Source organism: Corallococcus exiguus (assembly GCF_009909105.1).
In the GTDB taxonomy this organism is placed as follows: Bacteria; Myxococcota; Myxococcia; order Myxococcales; family Myxococcaceae; genus Corallococcus; species Corallococcus exiguus.
Genome location: NZ_JAAAPK010000020.1, coordinates 1 through 24833, shown reverse-complemented (window position 1 = coordinate 24833; position 24833 = coordinate 1). Strand labels below are relative to the sequence as shown.

The 24833-nt window shown below is 64.5% G+C and carries 24 protein-coding genes and 1 pseudogene; 13 read left to right on the top strand and 12 right to left on the bottom strand.

Going from position 1 to position 24833, the window contains the following annotated elements:
- Window positions 1–216 precede the first annotated feature (216 nt).
- On the bottom strand, window positions 217–1941 hold the full coding sequence (locus tag GTZ93_RS43365; RefSeq protein ID WP_139919209.1) for an FG-GAP-like repeat-containing protein: 1725 nt from the start codon (window positions 1939–1941) through the stop codon (window positions 217–219).
- A gap of 222 nt (window positions 1942–2163) precedes the next feature.
- Between GTZ93_RS43365 and GTZ93_RS41390 the strand changes: the two genes are divergently transcribed.
- The 4 genes from GTZ93_RS41390 (at window position 2164) to GTZ93_RS41375 (ending at window position 4925) form a co-directional block, all read left to right on the top strand.
- The gene (locus GTZ93_RS41390; protein WP_139919210.1) at window positions 2164–3366 is read left to right on the top strand and encodes a hypothetical protein; all 1203 of its coding nucleotides are present in this window, start codon (window positions 2164–2166) and stop codon (window positions 3364–3366) included.
- A gap of 504 nt (window positions 3367–3870) precedes the next feature.
- The gene (locus GTZ93_RS41385) at window positions 3871–4026 is read left to right on the top strand and encodes a hypothetical protein (protein WP_161663359.1); all 156 of its coding nucleotides are present in this window, start codon (window positions 3871–3873) and stop codon (window positions 4024–4026) included.
- Window positions 4027–4120: 94 nt separating this feature from the next.
- Window positions 4121–4552 (top strand): hypothetical protein, encoded by a 432-nt coding sequence (locus GTZ93_RS41380; RefSeq protein ID WP_257979242.1) that lies wholly within the window; start codon window positions 4121–4123, stop codon window positions 4550–4552.
- A 4-nt stretch (window positions 4553–4556) separates the two neighbouring features.
- Window positions 4557–4925: a DUSAM domain-containing protein gene (locus GTZ93_RS41375; protein WP_139919211.1), complete on the top strand. Its 369-nt coding sequence runs from the start codon at window positions 4557–4559 to the stop codon at window positions 4923–4925.
- A gap of 179 nt (window positions 4926–5104) precedes the next feature.
- Here GTZ93_RS41375 and GTZ93_RS43160 read toward each other — a convergent pair.
- Window positions 5105–5443, bottom strand: a pseudogene (locus GTZ93_RS43160) (DUF2381 family protein); the annotation flags it as partial.
- A gap of 407 nt (window positions 5444–5850) precedes the next feature.
- Here GTZ93_RS43160 and GTZ93_RS43155 point away from each other — a divergent pair.
- The 3 genes from GTZ93_RS43155 to mauJ are packed head-to-tail and all read left to right on the top strand — an operon-like array spanning window position 5851 to window position 8036.
- Entirely contained in the window at window positions 5851–6171 is a 321-nt protein-coding gene (locus tag GTZ93_RS43155) for a hypothetical protein (protein ID WP_257979243.1), read from the top strand.
- A complete protein-coding gene (locus GTZ93_RS41365) occupies window positions 6143–6907 on the top strand; it encodes a virulence-associated E family protein (protein WP_257979244.1) in 765 nt (254 codons plus the stop codon). Before GTZ93_RS43155 ends, GTZ93_RS41365 begins: the two co-directional genes overlap by 29 nt.
- A 28-nt stretch (window positions 6908–6935) precedes the next feature.
- The gene (gene mauJ / locus GTZ93_RS41360; protein ID WP_139919213.1) at window positions 6936–8036 is read left to right on the top strand and encodes a methylamine utilization protein MauJ; all 1101 of its coding nucleotides are present in this window, start codon (window positions 6936–6938) and stop codon (window positions 8034–8036) included.
- Between the two features lie 720 nt (window positions 8037–8756).
- Here the strand turns inward: mauJ and GTZ93_RS41355 are convergent.
- Window positions 8757–9455, bottom strand: coding sequence for a helix-turn-helix domain-containing protein (locus GTZ93_RS41355; RefSeq protein WP_161663358.1), 699 nt, complete (start codon window positions 9453–9455; stop codon window positions 8757–8759).
- Between the two features lie 757 nt (window positions 9456–10212).
- On the opposite strand from GTZ93_RS41355, the gene GTZ93_RS41350 reads away from it, so the two are divergent.
- The 5 genes from GTZ93_RS41350 to GTZ93_RS41330 all read left to right on the top strand — a co-directional run bounded on the left by GTZ93_RS41350 (window position 10213) and on the right by GTZ93_RS41330 (window position 14759).
- A complete protein-coding gene (locus tag GTZ93_RS41350; protein ID WP_139919215.1) occupies window positions 10213–10500 on the top strand; it encodes a hypothetical protein in 288 nt (95 codons plus the stop codon).
- 245 nt (window positions 10501–10745) lie between these two features.
- Window positions 10746–11804 carry a hypothetical protein gene (locus GTZ93_RS41345; protein ID WP_139919216.1) on the top strand — a complete coding sequence of 353 codons (1059 nt, stop codon included), beginning with the start codon at window positions 10746–10748 and terminating at the stop codon, window positions 11802–11804.
- Window positions 11801–13324 (top strand): primase-helicase family protein, encoded by a 1524-nt coding sequence (locus GTZ93_RS41340; RefSeq protein ID WP_139919217.1) that lies wholly within the window; start codon window positions 11801–11803, stop codon window positions 13322–13324. The genes GTZ93_RS41345 and GTZ93_RS41340 overlap by 4 nt, the downstream gene beginning before the upstream one ends.
- A complete protein-coding gene (locus GTZ93_RS41335; protein ID WP_139919218.1) occupies window positions 13321–13542 on the top strand; it encodes a helix-turn-helix domain-containing protein in 222 nt (73 codons plus the stop codon). Before GTZ93_RS41340 ends, GTZ93_RS41335 begins: the two co-directional genes overlap by 4 nt.
- Complete coding sequence (locus GTZ93_RS41330) at window positions 13539–14759, top strand: tyrosine-type recombinase/integrase (RefSeq protein ID WP_139919219.1); 1221 nt, start codon at window positions 13539–13541, stop codon at window positions 14757–14759. Before GTZ93_RS41335 ends, GTZ93_RS41330 begins: the two co-directional genes overlap by 4 nt.
- 265 nt (window positions 14760–15024) lie before the next feature.
- Here the strand turns inward: GTZ93_RS41330 and GTZ93_RS41325 are convergent, their stop codons facing one another.
- Window positions 15025–15306 (bottom strand): hypothetical protein, encoded by a 282-nt coding sequence (locus GTZ93_RS41325; protein ID WP_139919220.1) that lies wholly within the window; start codon window positions 15304–15306, stop codon window positions 15025–15027.
- Between the two features lie 251 nt (window positions 15307–15557).
- Here GTZ93_RS41325 and GTZ93_RS41320 point away from each other — a divergent pair, with 251 nt between their 5' ends.
- Window positions 15558–15779: a hypothetical protein gene (locus tag GTZ93_RS41320; RefSeq protein WP_139919221.1), complete on the top strand. Its 222-nt coding sequence runs from the start codon at window positions 15558–15560 to the stop codon at window positions 15777–15779.
- A gap of 136 nt (window positions 15780–15915) precedes the next feature.
- On the opposite strand, the gene GTZ93_RS41315 is transcribed toward GTZ93_RS41320, so the two are convergent.
- The 8 genes from GTZ93_RS41315 to GTZ93_RS41280 form a co-directional block, all read right to left on the bottom strand.
- Window positions 15916–17070: a serine/threonine protein kinase gene (locus GTZ93_RS41315; RefSeq protein WP_139919222.1), complete on the bottom strand. Its 1155-nt coding sequence runs from the start codon at window positions 17068–17070 to the stop codon at window positions 15916–15918.
- Between the two features lie 164 nt (window positions 17071–17234).
- Window positions 17235–19043 carry a serine/threonine protein kinase gene (locus GTZ93_RS41310; protein WP_161663357.1) on the bottom strand — a complete coding sequence of 603 codons (1809 nt, stop codon included), beginning with the start codon at window positions 19041–19043 and terminating at the stop codon, window positions 17235–17237.
- Window positions 19040–19909 carry a DUF2381 family protein gene (locus GTZ93_RS41305; RefSeq protein ID WP_139923196.1) on the bottom strand — a complete coding sequence of 290 codons (870 nt, stop codon included), beginning with the start codon at window positions 19907–19909 and terminating at the stop codon, window positions 19040–19042. The genes GTZ93_RS41310 and GTZ93_RS41305 overlap by 4 nt, the downstream gene beginning before the upstream one ends.
- A 177-nt stretch (window positions 19910–20086) precedes the next feature.
- Window positions 20087–20440, bottom strand: coding sequence for an imm11 family protein (locus GTZ93_RS43360; RefSeq protein ID WP_315967418.1), 354 nt, complete (start codon window positions 20438–20440; stop codon window positions 20087–20089).
- A 222-nt stretch (window positions 20441–20662) separates the two neighbouring features.
- Complete coding sequence (locus GTZ93_RS41295) at window positions 20663–21991, bottom strand: AHH domain-containing protein (RefSeq protein WP_139923192.1); 1329 nt, start codon at window positions 21989–21991, stop codon at window positions 20663–20665.
- Window positions 21992–22377: 386 nt separating this feature from the next.
- The gene (locus tag GTZ93_RS41290; protein WP_167548749.1) at window positions 22378–23463 is read right to left on the bottom strand and encodes a phage major capsid protein; all 1086 of its coding nucleotides are present in this window, start codon (window positions 23461–23463) and stop codon (window positions 22378–22380) included.
- Window positions 23460–24278: an HK97 family phage prohead protease gene (locus GTZ93_RS41285; protein ID WP_161663356.1), complete on the bottom strand. Its 819-nt coding sequence runs from the start codon at window positions 24276–24278 to the stop codon at window positions 23460–23462. Before GTZ93_RS41285 ends, GTZ93_RS41290 begins: the two co-directional genes overlap by 4 nt.
- Before the next feature lie 36 nt (window positions 24279–24314).
- Window positions 24315–24833: phage portal protein (locus GTZ93_RS41280; RefSeq protein ID WP_161663355.1), on the bottom strand; the 519-nt coding region annotated here is incomplete at its 5' end.

Here is a 24833-nt window from a genome sequence, read left to right as displayed (position 1 = left end):
CGCGGAGAGGAGCCAATCTGGCGTGTGTCTGCTGGAGGTGTATGGCCTCTGCGCCGGCCCGGAGTGCGGCTCATGGGCACCCGTCAGCGTCCCTCACGTCCCACGCTGCTCCCGCCCGCTACGCCCAAGAGGGCTCCTGTCCTTCCCATGCTCCGCGAGTGCTACCCGGAGCGGCGTCCTCGCGAGGACGGCGCCGCTCCGGTGACTCCGAGGGGGCTACGGCGCGAGGGCGTTCGCGTCGAACGTCTTGCCCAGGAATACCTGGGTGCCCTGCGGGCTGCTTCCCACCAGGTCGACCTTCCCGTCGTGGTCCACGTCTCCGATGAAGCGTGGGAAGGCGGCCTGCCAGCTTCCGCCGGTGACGGTGAAGTTCTTCAGGACCCGCTGCGCCGGGAGGAACGTCGTGCCGGTGGAGAACGAGACCCAGACGTAGTCATGGCCGAATCCGATGATGTCCGCGCGGCCATCCGCGTTGAGGTCGCCCAGGTACCGCGGGTAATCCGCCGTGGCCCAGCTTCCCACGCTGGGGTCCGCTCCGTAGTCGGCGACCCAGAGGGCCGGCGGCGCGAAGGAGGCGGTGGTCGCGGTGGAGGTGGACAGCGCCACGATGACGCCCCACTCCGAGAAGCCCACGATGTCCGCCTTGCCGTCGCCATTCACGTCGGCGACCCGGCGGGGGTGGCGCACTCCGTCCCAGCCGCCCTGCGCGACGGAGCTGCCGAAGGCGGCCAGGGCCACCACGGGGGCCGCGAACTGCGTGCTCGCGGTGCACAGGGCTCCCGTGCACTGCGACAGCGAGACCACGGTGCCGCTGTCGTTGAAGCCGATGATGTCGTCGGTGCCGTCGCCATTGACGTCCGCGAGCATGCGCGGCGCGGCCAGGGCGCTCGGCCAGTTCGGGCTGGCGTGGTGGAAGCCGACGAAGCTGAAGGCGCCCGGCGTGAAGCTGGAGCCCGTGGAGTAGGAGAGCGAGACGCCGTTCTCGCCGAAGCCGACGATGTCGGCCCGGCCGTCTCCGTTGACGTCGCCGACGGAGCGGGGGTGCAGGGTGCCGCTCCAGCCCGCGCTGGTTCCGAAGTCCGCCAGCCAGACCTGGGCCACCTGGAAGGTCCGCTGCAAGGCGTTCGCCGCGGCCACGCGCACGCCGTTGCCGTGGAAGTAGATGAGCTCGTCGGCTCCGTCCCCATCCACGTCCGCCAACTGGCGCAGGATCTCCCCGGGGGTCTCACCCTGGGTCCCGAACTGATCGGTCCAGCGCCTCGGGCCATACACGCTGGCCACGCCCACCTTGTCGAACGCGCTCAGGTCCTCGGACATATTGTTGTTGCAGGCGTTCATGGACTGCATGAGCGAGTGGCGGTCGTAGCGGGTGTACGCCTGACCGAGGTTCACATTCGCGCTGCACGGGAGCTGGGCGTCGTCGCGGTGCTGCTCGTGGTTGAAGCCCATCACGTGCCCGAGCTCGTGGGAGGCGAGATATTGCAGGCGGCTGAGCCGGCCCGAGAAGTTGGTCCCGGGCAGGTCGATGTAGCCCGATCTGCCCTGCGATGGCAGGCGAAAGGCCCCCGCCATCCCCACGTTCACAATGCCTCCTCCGCTATCCGTGGGCGCGCTCGGTATCAGCTCGAGGCGGACGTACTTCGCGGTGCCCGTGGTGGGGCACCCCTCGGTCCAGGTGAATTGGACCTGGGATTCGAACTCCCAGGTGCGCGCGAGGGACTCCTTCATGAGCTGCTTGTCCACGTCGTAACCGGGGGTCAGCCAGCAGACCGGGATGACCGGGTTCGTGAGCGACCAGAGCTGGACTGCGTTCTCGGAATAGAGCGCATCCGACTTCACGGAGAGGTCCGGCTCCCGCGCGGGCTCCTGGACCTCTCCACCACATCCATTGATGACAACTCCAGACACCGCGAGCCACAGGGCACGTCGAAGAAACGGCACGAAGGTTCTCCCCAAGGGGTTGGAATGGAAGACGGCACCCCTTTCGAGTGGGGCGGGAGTCTACCGTCCGGGCCTGGAAGCGCTCCAAATGACGGACGTGCTGCTTGCCAATCCGCGCGGCGGTCGCTCGCGCGGGTCTGGGGGGACTTCAGGGGGCCGGGTGTCAGGCCAGCCAGGTCTCCACATCCTTCAGTTGCGGCTGCGAGTCCGCGAGGAGGAAGCATGACGGAGACACTGGAAGTCGTCCCACGGGAGCGCGAGGAAGGCGCGGCGGTCCTCCTGCGTTCCTGGCAGCTGACGAGGGCGCTGCTGCAGGAGCTGTCCCCCAGGGACCTGCGCACGGGGCGCTGGTTCACCCAGCTGCTGTCCATCTACCTGCGGCACTACGACACGCACCGGCTGCACGCGGTCGCCGCGGCGAAGGGGACGGGCGCTGACACCACCGAAACCCTCATCCGGCAGGCCTGCGAGGCGGCCTTCCTCACCGGCGCGGGGAGTGGCTCGGTCACCACCGGCATCACCGCGGCCTCGGCGGACGCGGGCGTCGCCGGGTTGATGGTGGCCCTTCCCGCATCGGGGATTGTCGTCACGGCGGAGATGATCGTGCGGGCCCTCATCCACCTGCGGCTGGCGTGCGACCTGGCCAGCGCCTTCCTCATCCGCTTCGACCCGGAGGACCCCGCGGATTTCTCGCGACTCTACGCCCTCCTCCGTGGCGGGCAGCACGACGAGGAAGACGACCCGCTCGGCCTGGAGCGCGTGGAGCACCTGTCGCAAGCGAAGGCGACCGACCTGGGCGAGGACCTGGGGGCGAAGCTGCTGGGTGACAGCGTGGCGCGCAACATCGTGCCCTTCCTGAACGTGGTGACGTCCTCCGTGGACAACTGGCGGCGCACCCGGCGGCTGGGCGACTCCATGCTGCGCTACGTGCGGCTGCGCCGCGCGCTGGAGGACGCCGACGCGGCCCTGCGCGAGGTGGCGCCGCGGAACGAGAGCCTGCTGCTGGAGAGTGCGTGGTTCCTCTTCGTCTCCGACGGCCGCCTCCGCGAGGAGGAGTCCGCCGTGCTCACCCACGAGCTCTCCCGGCTCACCCCGGCGCGGCGCCGGGAGACGCTGGTGCGCTTCGTGGACGATGAGTCCGAGTGGCTCCAACGCCTGCGCTCGGCACCGGCCAGCGCGCGTGAAGTCCTCCAGGAGTCCTTGAACGCGCTCGCCGCCGCGGACCTCGCCGTGACCGAACCCGAGCGGGCCCTGCTTCAAAAGGCCGCGCAGGCCCTCCACACCTCCCTGGACAGAGGGCACCTGGAAACGCTGGTGCGGCGCTACCGAGAGGAGGGCGTGGCCCACGCGCCCAAGGCCCCGGCCGCCGTGCCACGCGCATACCCGGCGGCGAGGGAACAGGAGACGCCGGCGCGCATCCACTGAGGTCCCCTCCCCGCCCCTCCAGGCCTTGAAGAAGGAGCTCTGTCGTTTCAGGAGTTCCGCCGGACCTGCACGGTGATCGCGCGGCGCCCGAGCCGCCACGTTGTGGCTGGAGGCATCCAGGACATCACCCGGTAGGCCCTCGCCTGGCGTTGCGGTCGGAGGTAGTTTGCGGGAGGGCTGGTTGCACCCGAGTTTGCCGGCTCGGGGATGGCCTCGAAGAGCCAGGAGTGGTGCCTCTAGCGCTCCTGGCCCTTCGCTTCCGCGACCACATCCTCTGGGCGGCAGAGCGCGACGGAAGCCATCAGCCAGGGAGGTCGGTAGAACCGACACCCTCGGAGCTCGTGCCCGCGCGTGCGATGTCCGCGCCGTGCCCACCCACGACAAAAGGGGGCGGCAAAGAAAAAGCCTGGCAACCCGTACTGGATTGCCAGGCTCTTTCACTGTGGAGGCGGAGGGAATCGACCCCTCCGACCTGGGCTTGGAGAATCGCGCGCTTCCCTTCACGTGCCCTCTGGAAAGGGCGCCAGCAGCAGCGCCAGAGCGCTGGACGACGCCAAGCAGCGTAACAACGTAACGCCCGTCTCCCCTGGCACCCCTGAGGTCGCCGCCTACCGCGAGAAGGTGCCGCCGCTCGACGGGCTGCCCGCGCTCATCGCGTAGAGGCGGCGTGCTCCGGGGCCGGCCTTCATGCGCGGCTCCGGCTCCCTCCTGAGAAGGATTGAAGCACAAGAAAAACGAGACTAGACAGCCATGCATGCACAGTCGGAACACCCGATTCCTGGGCATGCTCGTGGCGGCGCTCGCGCTGGTGGGGGCGGGCTGTGGTGGCGGTGCCCATGCGCGGGCGAGCAACACCGAGCCCAGCGCCACTGCGGTGTACCTGGCCCAGGCGCAGTGCGGCCCCCAGGACTCCACGGTGAGCTGCTGCGTGAAGACGCACCCGGGCAACCCCGCGCGCTGCGGGGCCACGGACTTCGAGGCAGAGGAAATCCTCTTCGGCGCCAGGGTCGCCAAGGAGCTGGCCCGCGAGGACCTGCCGGAGTGGAAGCGCTACTGCATGAACGAGTACGAGAAGTGCCAGAATCAGGACTGGATAGGCTCTTGCTACGACTGCTTCCGCCTCTGTGAGGGCCAGCAGGGGGAATGGCCGCACGACAGATGCTTCCGGCAACGGAAGGGGCGGTAGCGGCATGGGGCAGGACATCAACTGGGACGAGGTGCGTGCACTCGCCGCGCGCGTCGAGGCTGGCGAAGCACTCGCGCTCACCGCAGACGTGCGCGAGTTGCTGCTGCGTACTGCGCGCGAGGTGGCCATCCCTGAGCCGGATGCACAGGCCGCCGTCCAGGACGCGGCTACTGCGACCGCGCTTCTGCGCGAGGCTCGCTCGCGGATCCGCGAGGGATCCATGCGATTGGCGCGCACAAGGATGCTGGCTGGAGACCTCGCGAAGGCGGGCGATAAAGCCGGGGCCCGGAAGCTGCTGGAGGACCTGCTCGCCGTGGAGGTGGTGCCTCTCTACCGGGAGCAGGCGGAGCTGGAGTTGGAGGACCTGGACTGACTGGCGCTCACGCGCACCGCGGGCACAGCACCAGCCACTTCTTCTGGAAGCTGGTCCCGCGAGTCGTCTCCTTCAGCACGAGCGAGCCCTCGCGCAGGGCCACCAGGGCGCCTCACCGGCAGAGCCCAGCGCGGAGGTTGGGGCGCCTGCCCTGCTCGCCGCTCGCGCACACCAGGTGCCGCGTGCCGGTGGGCGAAGAAGACTCCCATCTCCTGCTGCTCGTCCTTCCGGAGGTCGGACACGGCCTGAACGATGACCGACCGCTCCCCCGCATCCAGGACGCGGATCCACGACTCGTCGAAGGTAAGGGACTTCCGCTGAATCGGAGAGGGGAACAGGAACAGCGTCGGTGTGTCCTGGGCGATGTGGACCACGGGCAGAGGTTCACCTGCGGTACTCGCGACGGCGACAGGCCGTTCCCGTCTGACGCGGCCGCCAGGTGGTGGCTCGGCGTGCGCCGCAGTTCCCCACGCGAGCGCAAGCGCGAGAGGAAGGGCCAATCTGAAGGGTTGGAGCAAGGACGCGTGACCTCCCGAATGGGAAAGCTACCATCGAGAGAGAGCGCGCAGTGGGGCTCTTTCCTAGAGGGGACACCGTCCCATGTGAGCGGCGGTGCACCTATTCACATGAGGAAGCGCCCCAGTAGCGCATGGCTCCTCCAGGGATGCGCATGCCCGAAAAGGTGGTGGGCCCAGGAAGCAATCGACCCTCTTGGCCGTCGTGTTCGACAGCCTGAGCGTGCGCGTTGTGGCTCATCGCCTCGTTCAGGGTGCCCCCCGCTCGCTGGGATGTCATGGCGGCCCAATCCGCATTCGTCCCGCCTCTGGGTCAGCCCCAAACAGTAGCCGAGGAACCATTCCGTGCATCCTGCTCGCCACCGCCCAGCAGGAGGAAACCACCCCCCCGCGAGCAGGCTCTTTGGAGCTTGGGAGGCATCGCGAACCCTAACAGCGTGGCTTGCGCCGAAGGTTGCTCGGCGGGCTCACAGTTACAAACCACCGAACTAGAGGTCGAAGGCGGTCCACGCGGAACGAGCGCAGATCGCGAAACCCTCGACGTGCTCGTGGCCAACTGGCTCCAGCGCAACAGCTACGGACAGCCCGGGCTGCAACCGAAGGCCCAGACCGTTGCGCAGCAGATCCTCGCGGTCGCGAAGTGGAACAGCTACGACCCGGTCGCCGACTTCTTCGCCGTGCTCGTATGGGAAAGACAGCGCGATGCTTGCCTCTCAGTTTTGGTTCATTGAACTCGCCGAACTAAGCACCTTCCGAAAGAGTGAAGACCAAGCCCTCAAGGCGCTCATCAGCCGCACGGAAGACACCTATCGGCCGCCCTACGGCAGAACCAATGTGAAGACGCCGCGCCGTTACGTGTTCGTCGGTACGACCAACGACGACGACTATCTTCGCGACCCGACCGGGCATCGGCGTTTCTGGCCGGTGAAGTGCACGCGCATTGACACCGACGCCCTGACCCGCGACCGGGAACAGATTTGGGCCGAAGCTGTCGTGCGCTACCACCAGGGCGAAACGTGGTGGCTCACGTCGGAACAGGCGGCGAGCGCTGAGCAGCAAGCCGCGCTTCGTGCGGAGAACTCCGGCGACGGGCGAAAGGAAGTCATCCTGCGATGGCTGCTCGAAATGCCCGTCGACAAGCGTCCGGCTGACGTGACGATTCTTCAGGTCGGCGTCGAAGCCTTCGCATTCAACTCGGCGCAGGTTGACCCGAGGATCTCGCGCGAGATTGCTTCCGCACTCAAGGCGATGCGTTTCGTGCGCGGTCAGCGGCGCATGGACGACGGAAGCCGGCCACTCGACTACTACCTGCCCGACGAGCTGAAGCACACGTCCATCAAGAAGCGCGGCGAACGGCGCCCGCAGCTAGACGTGATCGCGGGAGGTTCTATAGCCTCAGTAGAGCAGCATCCCGGCACAGGGGAACAGGTACCAAAGCAAACAGGAGTTCGGAACCCAATCCCCTGAAGAACGTTAGCCAGCGTGGAGGAAAAGCATGTCGAGAAACTCCAAGTTGAAGCGAGCAAAGCGACGCAGGCAAGCAGCCAAAGACGAGAACCGGGAGCGCTTGCAGCCAGACGCGGAGCCCGCGCCGGCGCAAGAAAAACATTTGGCGACCACTATTTCGCTGGACTCCGCAAAGTTAGGGCCGCCGGGCATTCTTCATCAGTTGCATTTAGCGGCCAGCGACTCGCCCGATTCAGAACAGGACAAGCAGCGGTTTCTCGATCCAGAAGAGCGCGATTTTCGGCTATTGGTACACCTAAGCAAGGTCCCCAACTCATCCTCTGGGGATTTCAAGATATTTCTTGAGCCATCAGAAGGTGCGTCACTCATTTACGCACCTCCTGAAGCAGTCGACCTTGCCCTTGAGACTCCATCTGGGAAGGTCAGCATGCATCTCAACTCAGCGCGAGAATGCTCAGCGCTTGAGCTTTGGTGTCGCGCCACAAACTACAACAATGTTTTTGGCCTATACAGCAAGGTAGTCGCCCCCCTGATCGACAACCTCTCATACCAAATGAACACGCCAATCCATGTTCGCGAGGTCGCAATCTGGGACCCAAAGCACAATATAGTAACTGCCTCATACGTTGCCCCATTTATTGGAGTAACGCTGAGAGGCGACCAACAAGTCTACATTGAGCTATTGCGGCCGTACTACGCCCTTTATCGAGAGGGCATGACAAACCCAAGCGTCTTCTATCAATTCCTGTGCTACTCAAAGATACTCGAAGGCATATTCAGAAAGACGCATCAAAAGATCATTAACTGGGCCAAGCAAAATGGGTTGGACGCCCCACGATTCACCGCTCGCGTGGAAGAGGATCCTGGAATACAAGGCGACGCGCGAAAGTGGATTGGAAAAGGAATCAAACAGACGTTCGACAACTACCTGGAAAAGAAGTTCCGAAACGCAATAGCTCATTTCTCAAACAACGACGAGGACCCAATCATCGTCAGCGACTACATGGCAAGCGCCACCATTTCAGGCAATCTCTTGCTCGCCCGCCAATGTGCACGCACCGCTATCGGCTGTGTCGAGCGTATGATTCATGACGCAGATGCGGCATTTGCGCTTCGCCAGAAGGGTTAGGACTGCACTACGCACGTCTTGCTGAACCACCCTCGGAAACCGCACGCATTTAGCGTGCATGCAAAGCAAGCTGATCACCGACCGCGCGGCGCTCTTCATCGGGGACACCGCGTAGCGTGTTCAACGCTTCGCGCTCGCCCAGCACAAATCGACCAGCGAATCTCAAGGGAGATCGCAACCGCGCTCAAGGCACTGCGGTTCACACGTGGTCAGCGCCGCAGCGAGAATAGAGTCCGGCCGCTCGTCTACTACCTGCCCGACGAGCTGCGGAACGCGCCCGTCGAAAGCGAGGCGAACTGCTCGCCCCCTCCCTGAACGTCGTCAAAGGCACCGCATGTCATCGTGGATGAACTACTCAATGACCACATCATGTCGTTTGGATCAAGCAAGAGGCCCCCTAGCGGGGCAGCTTCCTGCTACGCCCAGAACGCCTACCCGACCTTAAGATCGCAGCACCGGTGACATGCCGCTGCCATGCGCTCCAGACCATGGCCCACAGGCAGATAAACGAAAATACAACAAGGGCAACAAACACCTTGGCGAGACTCAACTCCAGCGCAGCCTGCATGGCCATATCAAACGCATCAAAAACACTCATTACACACTCCGACAGAAACGAGACGAGACAAATTCGGATATGTTCGCGACCCAGGCGGTTTTTCGGCTAGGGACTCACGGCGTAGGAAATGGCAACAACAGCGCGCCAAGGCCGCTATCACTTCAAACGCGAAAATTCACACTCGCATTGCGCTCAACAATCACGGCCGTCTTTGCCTGATCCGATGGAGCGACCACTACGTACAGCGAGCGCCAAGGCACAGGCTCACTCTTGGCTACTGAGAGTAGATGGCGGTCAACACCAATTGACACGACAGAACCTAACTCCTGAACCTGCTGAACAATCTCGAATGCTGTCTTCGCGTATTTACGGCGATGGACCGGCCCGCACTCCCCGGAAATATCCAGCAAATCCGTAAGAAACTCCTCCAGTTCTGCCGCCACATCCCTGACTGCCTCCAGGCTTGAGACGCACTCAAACCGCATCGCATCAATATCAAAAATCGCCTCTAGTTCATCGGCCGTGCTCACAATGGCGAGCGAGACAATATTGTACTTTTCTTTTGTCTCCTCAGTCTTCTTTGCAATGAATTCCGGCGTGACTTCATGCGGCGCGACACCAAACAATTGTGCAAGTTCCTGTCTTGGATCTGTGCGCAAGTCATCTATGGAAACCTCCAGCGCACCAGCGATTGCAAGCAGAGCTTCTTTACCCGCGCCCTCCCCCTTTTCCACGCGCTGGACCGTTCGGACGCTGATCTCCGCTGCCCCAGCGAGGATTTCCTGGCTCCAGGACTTTTGTTCCCGGAAGCGTCGGACGTTCTCTGCAATGACCGCGTTCAATGCATTGACCTCGTTCAAAGTGGCTTTCTCCTTTGCCCCTGATGCCCTGAGTTTCACCAGTGCAGGCTCGGCACACCACGACAGCAGGGCGACAGAAACCCGACAGCAGCGCGATCCGCCCCTCCGACTGCTCGGCCTGGAGCGCCTTCGGAGCGTGGCCGCGCATCTCTTGCCTGGAGCAACTATCTGAAATTACGAAGGAACCACACTTCACCACCCCGTCCATCTGTTTTTCTTACTTTGAGGCTATCGGCCTCAAGCGCACGCATGACCACATGGAGTCGCCCGCCCTTTGAGAGGCACGGTCGCGGCGAACGTCCTGGAGTGGCACACAGGCGCGCTGAACATCGATGACTGTTGGATTGCCCCGCTGAAAGGCGAGCCGCCCCACGCGCCCCAGAGTGCCCCGTCAAAGCGTGTCGGCGAAGTGGGGGGACCTGGGCTTCAGCGTGCGGGATGTGGTCCGAGCGCTGCCAGTTCCGCGCGTTCTCACCAAGTACTGGCAGTGGTCGAGGACCGTTTCGGCAAGAACTCAGGGGGCGCGCTGCACATAACGAGCCCCTGCGTTTTTCCTGGGAATTTTTCGAGCGTGGGGGACCGCCGAGCAAGGTCCCGAGTGACGGCACTTCGGAAATCGGAGCCGGGGGGGATCCCTCGACCTGTCTCAGCGAGCGAGGGAGCAATGGCGGCTCCCCGCGAAAAAACCGGCTCGTGAGCCACGGCCAAATTTTGCACCCATTTAGGGAGGGCGAGTCACCAACAACGAAGGACGACCATGTTTGAAGCCGTCGAGCATTACCGCCCCCATGTCATCGCGATGTTGAGCGACGCCGGGCCCACGGGCTTCACCGTGAAGGAGCTGCGCGCGCGCCTCAACGCGGGAGAGGAGGTCATCCGCCGCACCCTCACCCTCCTCCTGTCCACGGGCGCGGTGCGCGAGTCCTACCGCCACACGCCGGGCGCACGCGGCGCGGCGCCACGGGTCTACACCCTCGCCCGGGCTGGTGACTCGACGCTGGCTGCCACCTCAGCGACCACCCCGGAACTGGTGGTGACGAAGTGACTGACGCGGCTCGTTTCTCCCTCTCCTCTCTCTCTTCTTCTCCTAAGGAAAAGGAAGTTCCGTCACTCCGTCACGTACAGAGTGAAAACCCCGGTGACGGAGCGGTGACGGAGCCCGCCCGCGTTGAATGCTTCGTCACACCCGCCATCACGGTTGAAGCGGCATGCCGTGCTTCAAGCCCCGCGCTCGCATCCTGGGCAGTCTGCCTGACGGACTCGCGGTTCACCCCCGGCGGCCTGGAGGTCGTGACGTTCGGTTCACTGGCCGAGCTGATGGCCGCGCTCTGGGAGGTGGCCGTGGCTCCGCTCCTGCGCGAGGAGAAGGACGGCCGCGCCATCATCCCTGCCAGGCCGTGCCCACCCCGCGCTGATGGCCTCTACGAAGGCAAGGACGGGCAGCCCACGCCCACGCCCTACCGCCGCAACGCGAACTTCTCCCATGTCACCCTGGGCATCGTGGACTTCGACGGTGAGACCCAGGCCGCGCTTGAAGCGTGGCTTGCGAGCCTGCGCCGCCGTGGCCTGTGGTTCCTCGCCTACCCCACGCACTCCTACGGGCGCACGTTGAAGCCCATCCGCTATCGCGTCGTCTTCCCGTTCAGCGAACCCGTTCCCGTGGGCTCACCGGGCCGCTGGTCGGAGCGTCTGTGGCCGCGCCTCATGCGGTGCGTGGGCCTGGGCGACATGACCGACGCCGCGTTGAAGGCCGATGCGTCCTGCAAGGACGTTGCGCGGCTCTACTACCTGCCAAGCTGGGATCCTGCGAACACAACACCCCGCCCCACCCCCGAACATCACCAGGGCCAGCCGTTGGACGTACAAGCCGAGTTCGGCCCTCTGCTGCGGGAGCCCTTCGCGCGCTACGCCGAACGGCCCAACGAGGAGCAGGTGGACGGCACACACGCGGCGAATCCGGGTGACGTGCGCAGGCGCCTCCAGCGCTTCAAGCGCTCCGACGCGGTGACGGTGCTCGCGCAGATGGACGCGGGCGAAGTGCTCATGCTCGACGGGCAGCGGCACCTGGGCATCAACAAGCTGACCGAACTGCTCGCCTGGGTGGCCAAGCCCGACGAGAGTTCGGAAAGCCTCCTCGAATGCGCGCGCCGCTCGCTCGATGCCCTCGCACACCTGGAACCCTCGCGTGACGTGTGGGGCGAAGCACTGCGCGGGTTGCGAGGCGCCCGCGCCAAGCTCACGCAATGGGAACGACAGAGGAAGGCTGACCAGGAGGCCAAGCACATACGATGGCTCCGGGCCCTGAAACTGGTGGCCAATCCGAGCCTCGGGAATGGGGGCGAGCGATGAGCGCAGGAAGCCAGTCCGGTGACTCGTCTGCCCACGCCTCCGACAGGGACAGCGCGCTTGCCCAGGTGGCGAAGATGCCACTGGTGAAGATCGTTCCGCTGGAGCGATACCTCGCGCGGCGGCACGACGGGCACGGCTTCGCGCCCGAGTTCCTGACGCAGAAGGCCGCGGAGGACTACCTCATTCTGCGCGGGCTACTGGAGCCGCGCGATACGTGGCCACGCGGAGCAAGCCCGCTGGCATCCTCGCCGAGCACTCCAGCCCTCTGCGTGGGTGTCATGTCCATGGAGTGCAGGCCACACGCGCCCGTACTCATTGAGCGCAAGGACGGGACTTTCGCGGTCAACACCTGGGAGCCCCCCGTTCTCGTGCCTGAGCAAGGGGAATGGCCTGACGTGCGTCGCGTGCTTCTCTGGCTCGCGGAGGACGAAGCCGGGCTGGACTGGTTGTTCAACTGGATCGCCTTCAAGGTCCAGCATCCGGGCTCCAGGCCGGGCACAGCCATCCTTCTGCAAGGGCCCCCAGGCTCCGGGAAGAACGTGCTCTATCGCGTGCTGGCGCACCTGCTGGGGCCCTCCAATTGCGTCCAGATTGGTGAGGCGGATCTGGCCAAGCCCTACAACTTCCACTTCGCCACGAAGCTCCTGATCTTCGCCAACGAGCTGCTCGACAACCACAAGCGCGGGGGCTCGCTCGGCGACGGGCTCAAGGCGACCATCACCGACGGCGAGGTCTTCCTGGAGAGCAAGGGAGTTGCCCGGACGTCCGCGACGAATCGCGCGGGGCTCCTCGCTGCTACCAACCGGACGAAACCCATCGAAATCGAAGAGGGCGACCGCCGCTGGACGGTGCTCCACAACAAGGCCAAGCCCGCCGAGTACGCGCACCCGGACTTGGGCATGACTCATCGGGAGTTCTTGGAATCGCTGCACGCTCCAGGCGAGGACGACGCGTTCACGCCCGAGTTCATGCGGCAGGTCGCCGCGTTCGCGCACGCCATGAATACCCGCACCGTGGACTTGCGCCGCGTCCGCAGACCGCATGCGAATGCCTCCCGCGAAGAACTCCAGCAGCTCAGCGAACCCGTCACGGAACAGTTCCTGCGCGAACTCAGCGAGAGCCCAGATGCAGACGGGCAGCTCCGCGACTGGGCATTCAGCAGCCCACAAGCCAACGTGATGAGCCGGAGCACTGGCACGACGGTAGGAAAGTCCAAGGCGGTCACGAATGACGCTCTGTACGCGGCGGTCTGTGGCTTCTGCCGCGTGGTGGGACAGAAGCATCCGCCTCAGAAACGCACCTTCCTGGCCGCGTTGAAGTCGGCGGGCTGGACGGAGCTGCGCGACAACAAGGCTCGGGGCTGGCTGCCGCCGTGGCATCAGGAGGACGACACCTCAACGCCCCATGAATCGAAGGTCGTGCCTCTCACGGCTTCGCGTGGCGCTGCCGTCACGCCACCCGCCACCACGTCCAAGGCGTCACTCCCAACGCCCGGAAATGGAAGCGGCCCCGCGCGATGATCAAGCCCACGTGCTCCGCATCCAGCGCACCCGACTTCCTGACCGTCGACGAGGCCGCAGCCCTCCTGCGCGTGAACCGGAAGACGCTCTACGAGTCGATCCGGCTCGGGCAGGTGCCCGGCGTTGTTCACATCGGCCGATCCATCCGCCTGCGCCGCGACGCGCTGTTAGCATGCGTTCCGGGTAACGGCGGTCCTGCGCTCGGAGAGAACCGATGAGCGTCAGGCTGCGGAAGTGGAAGTCGAAGGAGGGAAAGGTGCAGGAGGCGTGGTGGGTGGACGTGAAGTACCAGCACCCCAGCGGGAAGGTGGAGCGAGTCCGCAAGGCTTCGCCCCTCAACACCCGCCGGGGCGCCGAAGAGTACGAGCGTCAGGTCCGTCACGCCCTCCTCTCGGGTTCCTTCGGAAAGGAGGCGCAGAACGAGCAGGACCGGATTGCAACCTTCAAGGAGTTCGTCCCGCGATTCATCACGTACAGCGAGAACAACAACAAACCATCCAGTGTCGCCAGCAAGAGGCAGATCCTGAGCAACCACCTGCTCCCAGCGTTCGGGCACCTGTCGTTGGACTCTATCGGCCTCGCGGAGATCGAGGAGTTCAAGGCCGTCATGCGCAAGAAGCCGGCGGACGCTCTTCTCCGGAAGGCAGCCCCCACGCGGGCAGCCGTCCTCAAGCGCAAGCGTTCCAATCCCAAGTTCCTGAGCCTCAAGTACATCAACAACGTGCTCGCGGTACTGCACAAGCTGCTCGTACTGGCGCAGGACCAGGGGATCATCAGCCACGTCCCCCGCATCAAGGTCTTCAAGACTCGGAAGCCAGCCTTTGACTTCCTCACCTTCGAGGAAGCCGAGCTGCTTGTGACGAACGCCGAGGCAGAGTGGAGGCCGCTGATCTTCGTGGCCCTCAAGACAGGCATGCGACAGGGCGAGTTGATCGGGCTCCAGTGGAACGACGTGGACTTGCAGCGAGGCAAGCTCCATGTCCGACGTACCATCTGGAGAGGGACTTCATGCCTCCCCAAGGGCGGACGCGAGCGGATCGTGGACCTGCCGGTTTCAGCCGTGCAGGTGCTGAAAGAACATCGGCACCTGCGCGGGGCCCAGGTGTTCTGTCAGGAGGACGGACAGATGCTGACGGCCGGGCTGATGAAGGCGCCTCTCAAGCGCGCGCTTGCGCGGGCAGGCATCCGCCGCGAGGAAGGGCTCATCGGCTGGCACGACCTCCGCCACACCTACGGCAGCCATCTCGCGATGAGGGGAATCCCGCTCAAGGTCATCCAGGAGCTGATGGGCCACGCCACCATCGAGATGACCATGCGGTACGCCCACCTCGCGCCCGAAGCACGCGAGCGCGCTGTGCAGCAACTCGACCGCCCCATCCCGCAGACCTACGCCGCCGAGGCTTCAACGCCGCAGGGGCACACTGGGGGCACATGACGAACCGCAGGCAAAGAAAAAGCCCAGCAACCTGTTGAGATTGCTGGGCTTCCCACTGTGGAGGCGGAGGGAATCGAACCCACGGCCGGCGTTGCGAAAACCCCAGCAGAATCGCGCCCTTACCGCGCAACCGCCCGGAACCATTCGGATTCGACTTCCCTCCGCATCCCGCCCTGTCTCGGCTCGTCCCAGCACATTCCGCAGGCTCCTGCGACATACGTGCAACATGGCGGGGGCGGATACAGGCCCCACCGTCGACGCGGACTTATCTACCCGCCGTGCAGTCGTGGGGCTCGATCCGCGTGACGATGACCCCTCCCGTCAGCTCGTCTACGGAGAAGGCGACGAAGGCCCCCTCTACGTTGGTGAGGAAGCCGGCACCGTTCGGGGCCCTCTCCCAGAGCATGGAGATCCGGTGAAGCGGGGCCGTGTCGAGCAGAGCGTCCAGGTTCTCTAAGTACCCTTCAACGTAGAGCCGAAGGTTTTCCGGGAGCCCTGCAAGCTCCTGCGTCGCTCTAGTGGTGACAACGACCCTCTGTAGATTCACGGCGGCGGCTTACCACATTCGGCCGAGTGGCGAGCTAGGAGCCACGCCAGCGGGGCCACGCGACTAGGCGCAGCTCAACCGGGCAGACGGGCGCATAACGTGTGCCTCGTGGTGAGCCCCCTAGCCCTCTCCCCCAGCGCACGGCCGAACGACATGCCCAACCGGGGAATTTCTGCTCGTTCGCCCTCATTACCCCGTCCCCCCTCTAAATTCGCAATCGAGCGAGGAGGCGGTCACACGAGGAGTTGGAGATGTCGAGCATCACGCCGGGAAAGCAGGACACTGTAAACGTCAACGCTGCAGGGGTGATCATCCCTGTCAAGAAGAAGCACGCGAGGATGGTCATTGGCGGAATGGTCGGCGGAGCGGGGACGGCATCCATCCTCCTGTTCACCCCGCTTGCACCCTTCGCCCTGGTCGGCGGGATGCTGGGCTTTGGCGCTGGCGGCCTTATCGGAAAGGCCATGAGGTGAAGCACGCCACGTCCAGGCGGGCCACGTCGACGAGAGTCTCGCGGTAAGCGCTGGGGCTCGTCCAGGCCGGACACGGGCCTCGCGGTCATGGCGCCACCCCCCGGGCCGTGAGGGGTGGCACATAGAGCTTGTCTGGCTAGTTCGTGCTGATTTGGTCCTGGGGAGTCGAGGGGCTTCGGGGCGCGCGAATGCCCAACTCCCCCAGCGCTTCGCCCGCCTGCCGCATCAGCTCCTTCAGCTCGGCTTCCGCGTCCTTGGGGCCGTAGGCATCTCCCTCGCCGATCCAACGACGCAGGTCCGCCGCCAACTCGCGCGCCGTCTGGTAGCGGTCGGCGGGCGACCTTTGAAGAAGCCTACCTAAGGTCACGCGCAGCCCCTGCGGGAGGTCTGCCGTCAATGCGTCCAGGTCCGCCTGCGTGTAGGTCGCCGCGCGCCAGATTGCGTCTTCAACCAGGGGAGAGCTTCCCGCCAGCCGTGCCCTTCTGATGGCGCGCCGAACACGCGCCCGGTTCCGCCTCGAAAGCGAGTCCTTGACCCCCTCGGTGAGATCGTCCGGGGCATCGAGGACGTTCTTCCACGTCGCTAGCTCCAGCATGATGTTGCCGAGCGTGAATAGGTCCGAGCGCGCATCCACGCGGCCCGTCAGGAGCATTTCCGGGGACGAGTAGAACGCCTCACCCAGCGGGCGACGCACCGTAGACGAAACGCGGCCGGGCAGGTCCGACAGGGCGAGCCCGAAGTCGGAGATCTGCGCGCTGCCCTGCCAGTCCACGAAGATGTGCTCAACGTCGAGGGCCCTGTGAACGATGTTGAGGGGTTTCCCCTGCTCGTCCTTGGCCTCATGGGCATGCTCAAGGGCTGCCGCCACCTGCGCCCCCACGTACAGCACAAAGAGGGGCGAAAGACGCCGCTTGCACTCCCCGGCGACTGAGATCAGGTCGTTCAGACTGTTACCCGACGGGTGCTCGGTGATGACGTACCAGCACCCGCCTGCCTTGTGCAGCCCGTGAACGCGGAGGATGCCCGGATGGTTGAGGTACGTCGCAAGGCGCACCTGCTCTTCCAACTTCGCGCGAGCGCGCTTGACGCGAGCCCCCTCCTCGACAGTGGGACGCCCCACCGCCTTGAGCAGCACCTTTCCCCGAATGTGCCCCTCCAGCGTGCGACGCCTCGCGAGAAAGAGGCTCAGCCCATGGTGGGTCTCTCCCAAATCGTCGCGGAACTCATACTGGAAGCCGTCCTTCACGAAGAGAATCGCCCCTCGTGGAACCTTGAACTCGACTGCCTTCATGAACGCCCCTCCTCACATTCGCGCGGGCATCGAGGCCAACGCGGCCGGGCGAATGTTACCTGGGGGATGGTCCGCTAGGGAACTACCCTAGAAGGTCCTGTCACGTTCTGCGGGCAGCATGTCGAAATCGACCACCTACCTGTCACGTCACACGCGGGAAGCGCTCAAGGCCAGCGGTCCACAACGGTTCCGCTGTCCAAGTTGTACGCCTTCACCATGCCGTCCTTGAACGCTATGGCGGTGCCCTCAACCACGAAGCAAACGGGTTGCTCGTCCTGTCCCGGAAGTTTCACGCGGTCATACCGAACGACGAGTGCCGGCCCGTCCGCGCGCCCCATCTTTTCGGACAGGTAGTAAGCCTTCCCGTAGAAGCGTGTCCCGACAGGGGCAACCTCTCGCTGCCTCCTGTCGCTCATGCCCTTCGGGACGATCCCCACCACCTCCGCGCCAGCCGCGAACCAAACCTCTTCGCGCCCGTGGCGGTCGTCGAGCACAAGCGAGAACGAGTCGCCGTCCGTCCAGTGGAGATTCTCCCGCATGGCTCGTTCCGCTCCAGCCGGGCAGGTGAAGGACTCGGGCCGGATCTGGGCAGCAGGACAGCCCGCCGCCAGCGCCGCAACAAGCGACAGCGACGCGCACTCAGCGACAGCGGCGGACTTCTTCGGCAGGCGGAGTGTGCGTCCTTGGATCAGGACTTCGGGGGCGGGGTTCTTCAAAGCGGATCCTTCCTTCGGAACAGCGGCGATTGTCGGCCCTGGGGGAGCCACGGGCGAGGGGCTAGGGGGTGACATAGCAGGAGGGGCTGTCTTCGGCGGTACGGAACGGCTGGGGCTGGGAGGGGTCGGGCTCGCGGCAACGTGCGATTCGGCTGCGGGGGCGCGAACCTCACCGGAGTAGCTCCAGAGGCCCGCCGCCACAGCGATCGCGACGACGCCAGCAACGCCCGCAAGCCACCATGCCTGCCCGCGCGGGCGCTCCAGCACGGCAACGCGCTGCTTTAGGGGAGGGGGTTGCATCGCCAACGCCGCAGGGAACTCCGCGTGCGCCGCCCCCATCTGACGCTGTTCTGACGGTGGATGCGCCGGCACGTCGTAGTCGGCGACAGGGTCAGTCTGGAGTTCCGCCAGCTCGCGACGTAGCGCCTCTGTATCTACGGGCCGCCGCGACGGGTCTCGTGACAGGATGCTTTCGACGAGATCACTCAGTGCTTCTGGAACGCGAGCGTTCACCAGCCGGGGCGGCGGCGGCTTAGAGAACGAGCCGTTTAGGTCGAAGCGGACGCGGAACTCCGAAGGTCGCGGATCGGTCAGCAACTCATGCAGCATGACGCCGACAGCGAAAATCTCGTCGGCTACCTGGAAGGCATAGCGGGCCCGGTGCTCGTCCTTATGCTCGTGCAGAAATTGAAACTGCTCGGGAGCGCGATAGCGGTTTGTTCCAGGCGGCAAGCCTTCATCCGTCAAGTCTTCGGCGAGGGGATAGGTCGCGCAGCTAAAATCGATGATGACAGGCGCACCGTCGCTCTTCCGGATCAGGACGTTGAGCAACTTCAGGTCCCGATGCAATATGCCCCGACGGTGCATGTAAGACAGCGCACCCGCGAGCTTTTCAAAGACGCTCAGGACTTCGCGGATCGTCGGGTGCTTACGCTCGGCCCACTCCGCGAGCGTCCATCCTTCCACGTAATCAAGCGCAAGGTACGCGTTGCCGGTCTCCGTGTAGCCATGCCCTTGCGTCCGTACAATGTTGGGATGATTCAGCATGAGAAGCGCCGTCAGCTCACGCAACGTTCGTGCATGGGTCTGCTTCGGGTCGCCACTCGCCTCCCGGTGCCGCGCTACCTTGAGCGCATTGCGCTTGCCGTTCTTTTCTCCGAGGAAGACGAAGGCAAAGCCACCGTTGCCGAGTTCCTTGGAAATTTGCCATCCGTCAATGAGCGTGGCGGGCGGCGTCCCTGTCGGCGTTGCCGTCATTGGGTGCCCCCCGTCCCCGGCTTCGGAAAGCGCACGTCAGGAATCGTAAAGTCGCGGCCCCCGTCCCCTCGCAACTCCACGGTGAAAACAAGGCCCGCGTCTGACTCTTGAATTTCAGCGACCGCGAGCACGCGCCCAGTCTCCCCAGGAGGAATTGCGCCTTTTCTGTCTGTCACGATCCGCGCCCGCAGGGGCATGCCGACACGCCCCGTAAATGTCGCCTCTCGTGGTGTCCAGGCTGGCCGATTGGATTCGTTCCAGATTGTCACGTCGAACAGAATCCAGCCTTTGCCCCGATAAGAAAAAGTGCTGGTTGACTCGAAACCCCGAGCAGAATCATGCTTGCCTTTGATGCTGGCTGTTGTGACCCCTTTCCCATCTAGGTAGCCGAGCAACACGAAGTCTTCGGGCTTCGGCACCGGGGCGTGAGCGTCCGTCGGACAGGCGTCGTTCGGCGGCGCTGGACGCTGCACGTCGATCCGCAAGTCCACTTCGGCCGGGTCGGTCACGAGCACGAAGGCGGCGCGGGCGGGCGCTCGGCCGTCGGCGAAGAAGACCCCGATCTCCTGACGCTCGCCGTCGCCGAGATTGGCCACGGGCTGAACGATGATTGAGCGCTCGCCTGCATCCAGGACGCGGATCCGGGACTCGTCGAAGGTGAGGGTCTTCCGCTGAATCGGCGAAGAGAAGAGGAACACCGTCGGCGTGTCCGCCGCGACATGGACAACGGGAAGCGGTTCGGAGGGCGTGCTGGCGACGGTCACAGGGCGCTTACGGTCAACGCGCGCCCCCGGTGCGGGCTCAGCCCCCGCAGCAGCTCCCGAGACGAGCGCGAGCGCTAGGGCCAATCTGAACGGTTGGAGCAATGGTGCATGACCTCCCGAGGGGGAAGGCTACCATCGCGGACGCCCGCGCAGTGGGGCCATTTCCCCCGGCCACTGGCAGGAACAGCGCGGCGCTCAACCCAGAGGAACGCCCCACCAACGAGCATCTCGCTCCGACGCAAGCCGCCGAGCCGCGTCCAGCGACTGCGGGGGGGCCGCTCAGACCTCCTCGAACTTCCCGCCAGCGATCCCAGTCGCCTCCAGCGCATCCTTGATCTCGTCGTCGACAATGAGGGGTGAGTGCCATCCCCACGTTCGGAACACACGCACGTCGCCTACTTTCGATTTGTCGATTCGCAACCCCGAGACAGAACTGTACTCGCCTATGCGCTCTGTGTACTCGCCCGCAGTACGGATTTGGACCTCTTCGCATGCGGCATCGTCAATGCAGCGGATCTGTCGAGCCACATTGAGCACGTAATAGGGATCTGGCTGTCCATCAACCGCAGCCTTAAAAAGCTGCACATCGTTGGGCGCCATTTCGCGGAACACAGACGCGATCCGATCGCTCACAACTGGGGCCCTCCCCACCCCGGCCGTAGCAAAGTCAAGCGGAACTCCGGGACGATATATCGAAATGCGGAGGCCCCCATGAAAATCCACAGCTCGACCATCACTGAACATCCAGGGATCGTCGATCATCCTTTCGGAAGCAGTGTCTATAGGAACCCCAAGATACCACCGGCCGGGCACGTAAACATCAATCGTCAGGTTATAGAATCGTCGCGCCATAATTCACATCCCAGAGTCCTTCGTGATCAACTTCCGCAGCTTCGTTCCCTCCGTCAAAATATCATGCGCAATCCTAGCAAGCTCCTTGACTAATTCCGCTCGGCATTGCGCGGGCTCTCGACATCCCTTTGTTGCTCCGTCTATCCGGTTATAAATCTCTTCGTGGTACTGCCGAGGGTGTGGGCCTCTATGCCCCCTGATTCGCACCTTGTTCGCAATATCGTCAAGGCTCATCCTTGCCCGACTGAAGACCTCCTCAAATAGCGGCGTCCAAGGCCCACCGTTCGCATCGGAAACGGCGTTCTTGTCCGTGCAAATGTGATGAACGTCGCCGTCGGGATCGCCTTGAATTACTCCCCCAACGCCCCCGGCAGGTCGAGTCCCCACACCAGCACCGGGGCCCATGGCGACCGCGGCAACAGCAGTAGGAGCAAGCGCAATGTTGAGGACCCCAGCAGCCGAGATCGAGATCGACTGGACCCCTCCCGACAGCGCGCCAGCAAGCACGAAGCCCCCTTCTGCCTCTGCCCTGACCGCCGCCTGAGCGAAGCCCGGCATTCTCGGCCCCTGAGCCGCCATCGCGTTCTTACCGCCGAGCGCCGACAGGGCGACGATCACGAGCACCCGAGCGCCGTTGTCTCCAAGGATCTTTCCGAAGCGATGCCCAGCGCGTTCCAGCTCCGAAACGTTCGCGGCGTCCCTCGATTCGTCCATAAGGCGCAGGAACCCCCGCCCGAGATTCCACACCGGACCTGTGCCGAGATAGGCAATCAACGATGCAGTTAGCGCAACTGCAATGACCTTCGTAATCGGCTCAGGCGCGACGAGCATCACAAGCGCCGTCCCAATCATCGTCGTCACCATGGCCCGTAAAGCAGCCCCGTTCACCATGTCTCGGATGGCATCCTCGACGCCTTCCCAGACCGTATCGAGCGCGAAGTAGAGCGCCATCATGCGGCGTTCCATCGGCCCGAACGTGAGCCCACCCGCCAACATGCCCATGCAGCCGTTGGGGTCGTCCTGTCGCTGGCAGATTCGCTCGTAGGCCGACGGGACAGCTCGCCCCTGAGCACCGTCAACGACTCCGCCACTCGACGCGAGCAGGGAGCGACTGTCATCCCGTTCAGCTTCCTTGAACGCGACATCTAATTTCATGTCGAGCACAAGCTGCGTGACCGCTTCCTTGAAGGCATCCCGCCCTATCTCGACAGGGTCGGACTCGAGGGGCGTGTAGCTGATTGTCTTGCCGTATCCCGTGTTGAGGTTGACGACCCGAGTCGTAGCGCATCCGGCCGTCAGCAGCATCAGCACGGCTATTGCGAAAGCTCTCATGTGGCCCCCAGGTTCAGCCGCCAGCTTCGGCAGCGATCCGCCACATACCAGTCGGGTCTGACAACCTCAAAAGCTCGCTAGAATTCGTGGCTATCGCTAGACATTTCCACCCCAGACGAACGCCCCATTGACAAGCGGCATGCTGTAGGCAGCGACATGCCTTGTCGGTAGAAGGTACGCGCCGAGCAGCTCGTTCTCCCAGCCGCCCGGACGCCCCTTCATCCAGTCAGGATCCAGGGTGCGCCCCGCGCCAACAGCGATCGCCCGACAGTTGCCCTCGCGGCCCGCCCTTACGTGCATGCCAGGCCGGAGGGAGTGCTCGAAGGCGACCGTTAAGCCCGGGGTTCCCCACTCGTCGGCGACCTTCGCGGTTTCACGCTGTCGGGTTAGTAGGTGATCGAGCTGAACGCCTTCGGCTGGCGCAGCCTGAAGTCGCCCTTTACGATCGCGCGGATGGTCGTCTCGTCGTGCTCGGCGCGGGTGTCGTGCTCGGACAGGATCAAGTCCTCGTCGATCCCGTAGAGGAATTGACGCCAGTCGCACGAGAACGTGATCCGCGACACGGGGACGCGCGTGGTCATCACGAACGGGAAACCCCGGATCGTCCCCTTGTCGAGCATCTCCCCACGGAAGAGGAAGAGGCCAGACTCCTGGAGCTGCATCAGCGCGGTTGCCCGCGTCGGGTGGATGACCCAGGCCGCAGCCCCCATGCGGACGTGAGCGGTCAGCGGCAGCTCTACCGCCTTGTCGATGTCGGCGAGGTAGGCGGCAGCGGTCGTGCCCGTCGATGCGAACGAGTGCGCGGGGTCGAGCTGCACGAAGAGCCCCTTCGGCGCGGCGCCTGTGCCGTCACCGTTGAACCCGGCATCGTCGAGACCATCGGCCGCGGTGGCGCGGATGTCCTCTCCGACGCTCGCGTCTCCCACGCCCGGCGTGCGCAGCAGGTCGTTGCTGATGTCCGTCAGCACCATGCCCTTGTGCGCCTTGAGCACGATCTTTCCGTACTTCGGCGCGCTCCTCGGGACGGTCTCCCCCTCGCCAACCCACTTGAAGACCGAAGTCCCCGTCTGCGTGCCCATGTGCAGCTCGCCGCGAAACGCCTGGGTTCGCACGCCGAGCTTGAGCAGGGCCGCGTCGGGCCGCAGGAACTCGATCACTTCGCCGCTCTGCTGGATGGGCACGAGCACGCCCGCCGAGTCGAACTTGCTGAGCTGAACCGCCTTCTGCACGTCGGCATTGCCGAAGCGCTTCGCGGCGTCGATCAGCTCGGTTGCACTCGTGCGGCGACCCAAGGCGATGACGCTCTTCGTGAACGCGCCGAAGTTTGCAGCGCTCGCGTAGACGCCGCTCTCGCGCGTCGCCCTGTCTGTAACCACGCGGCCGGGGGCGCTTCGGGCCGCCGCGTCGATCAGCTCACGCGCAACCTCGGGGCCGAGTGCCTTCACCATCTCCGCGATCTGCTTGCGAGTCATTCCTTGTCACTCCCTCGGATGTAGCCCTTGAACGCCTCGACGAAGACCTTCGCGGCTTGGGCGGCGTCGAGACTCTTCGCCTTGTCGTCCTCGTCGTCTGCCTTTGGCGCATCGGCAGACGGCGGCTCGCCCGTATCGGGCTTGCTCTCGTTCGGGGCGGCGGGCTCGTCGCCAGTGTTTGGCTTTTCGCCCTGCTCGTCGCTCGCGTCAGGCTTGTCGTTCTCGTCGCTCTCTCGCTCTTCGAGCAGCTCGACGACACGCTTCGCGATACGCTCGACGAGGTCTTCACCTTCACCGTCGAGCGACTTCGCGCGCAAAGCGCGAGCGTTCCCCGGGATCGTCACGACCGAGACTTCGAGCAGCTCTTGAGCGTCGCAATCGAAGCCGCCGCGATCGTTCGCGCGGTACTGGCCCGGAAGCATCAGGTAACGGACTGAGACAGCGTTGAGGATGCCCTTCGCGACCTTGCGCTCGACCTTGCGCGCGAAGTCGTCCTCGTCGTCGAATTCGACGTCGATCATCAGCGCGTCGTTCTCGACGTAGACGCGCCCCTTGCCGATGGGAAGCGGCGGCTCAGCTCCCGTGAGTGCAGCCTGCGCGCCGTCGTCGTGATTGAAGAGAACGACGCCGTTCGCGTTGTACCCGTCGATCCTCCAACCCCTGACGTTCAGCCGGTCGGAGTAGCGATCGAAGTCGCCGTCGCTCGCCCGGAACGTGTAGACGCGCCGATCGCTACCGGCCTCGACGGCGGTCAGCGCGGTCGCATCCTTCCGAACGGCGGCGAGCTGAAGAGAGCGTGTGAGCGGGTTCGGCATCGCACCCGGTAAATGGGTGCGGATTTCGCGCGTGGCTCAGTCGCCGCTGATGGCTTCGGCGTTCGCTTCGGCCGAGCTGCCCGCAGCCGGCGTCGGCGTGTCCTGCGGCTCGTTTGGCTTCTGTCCAGGCAACAGCTCGGCGAAGCCCTGACGCTCGGGGTGAGGCTTGAACCCGGCTTCGGTGCGCCACTCGTCGAAGCTGAACGCGCTCGGAAGCGTGCCCATCACACGCAGCCGGTGCTCCCGGTCGGCGGGAACGGGCGAGTCGTAGGAAAGGATCACGTCGTCGTCGAAGCGGGGTGCAAGGTGCTTCTGGATCGCGGCGAGAAAGACCTCGGCGCGCGGCTTCGTCGCCTGCTCTGCCAGGTGCTCGCGTGCCGCGAAGCTCGTCGCCTTGTTACTGCTCGTCACGTCGCCGACGATCTCGGGTGGCACGCGGTAGACCATCCGGACGAAGTCCATCAGGAACTTCCGCAAATCGACGAGCTGCATGTCGCGAAAGGGCGTGTCGAGCCGGGCAAACGTCGTCTTGCCGCTCGTGATCATCACCCGGCC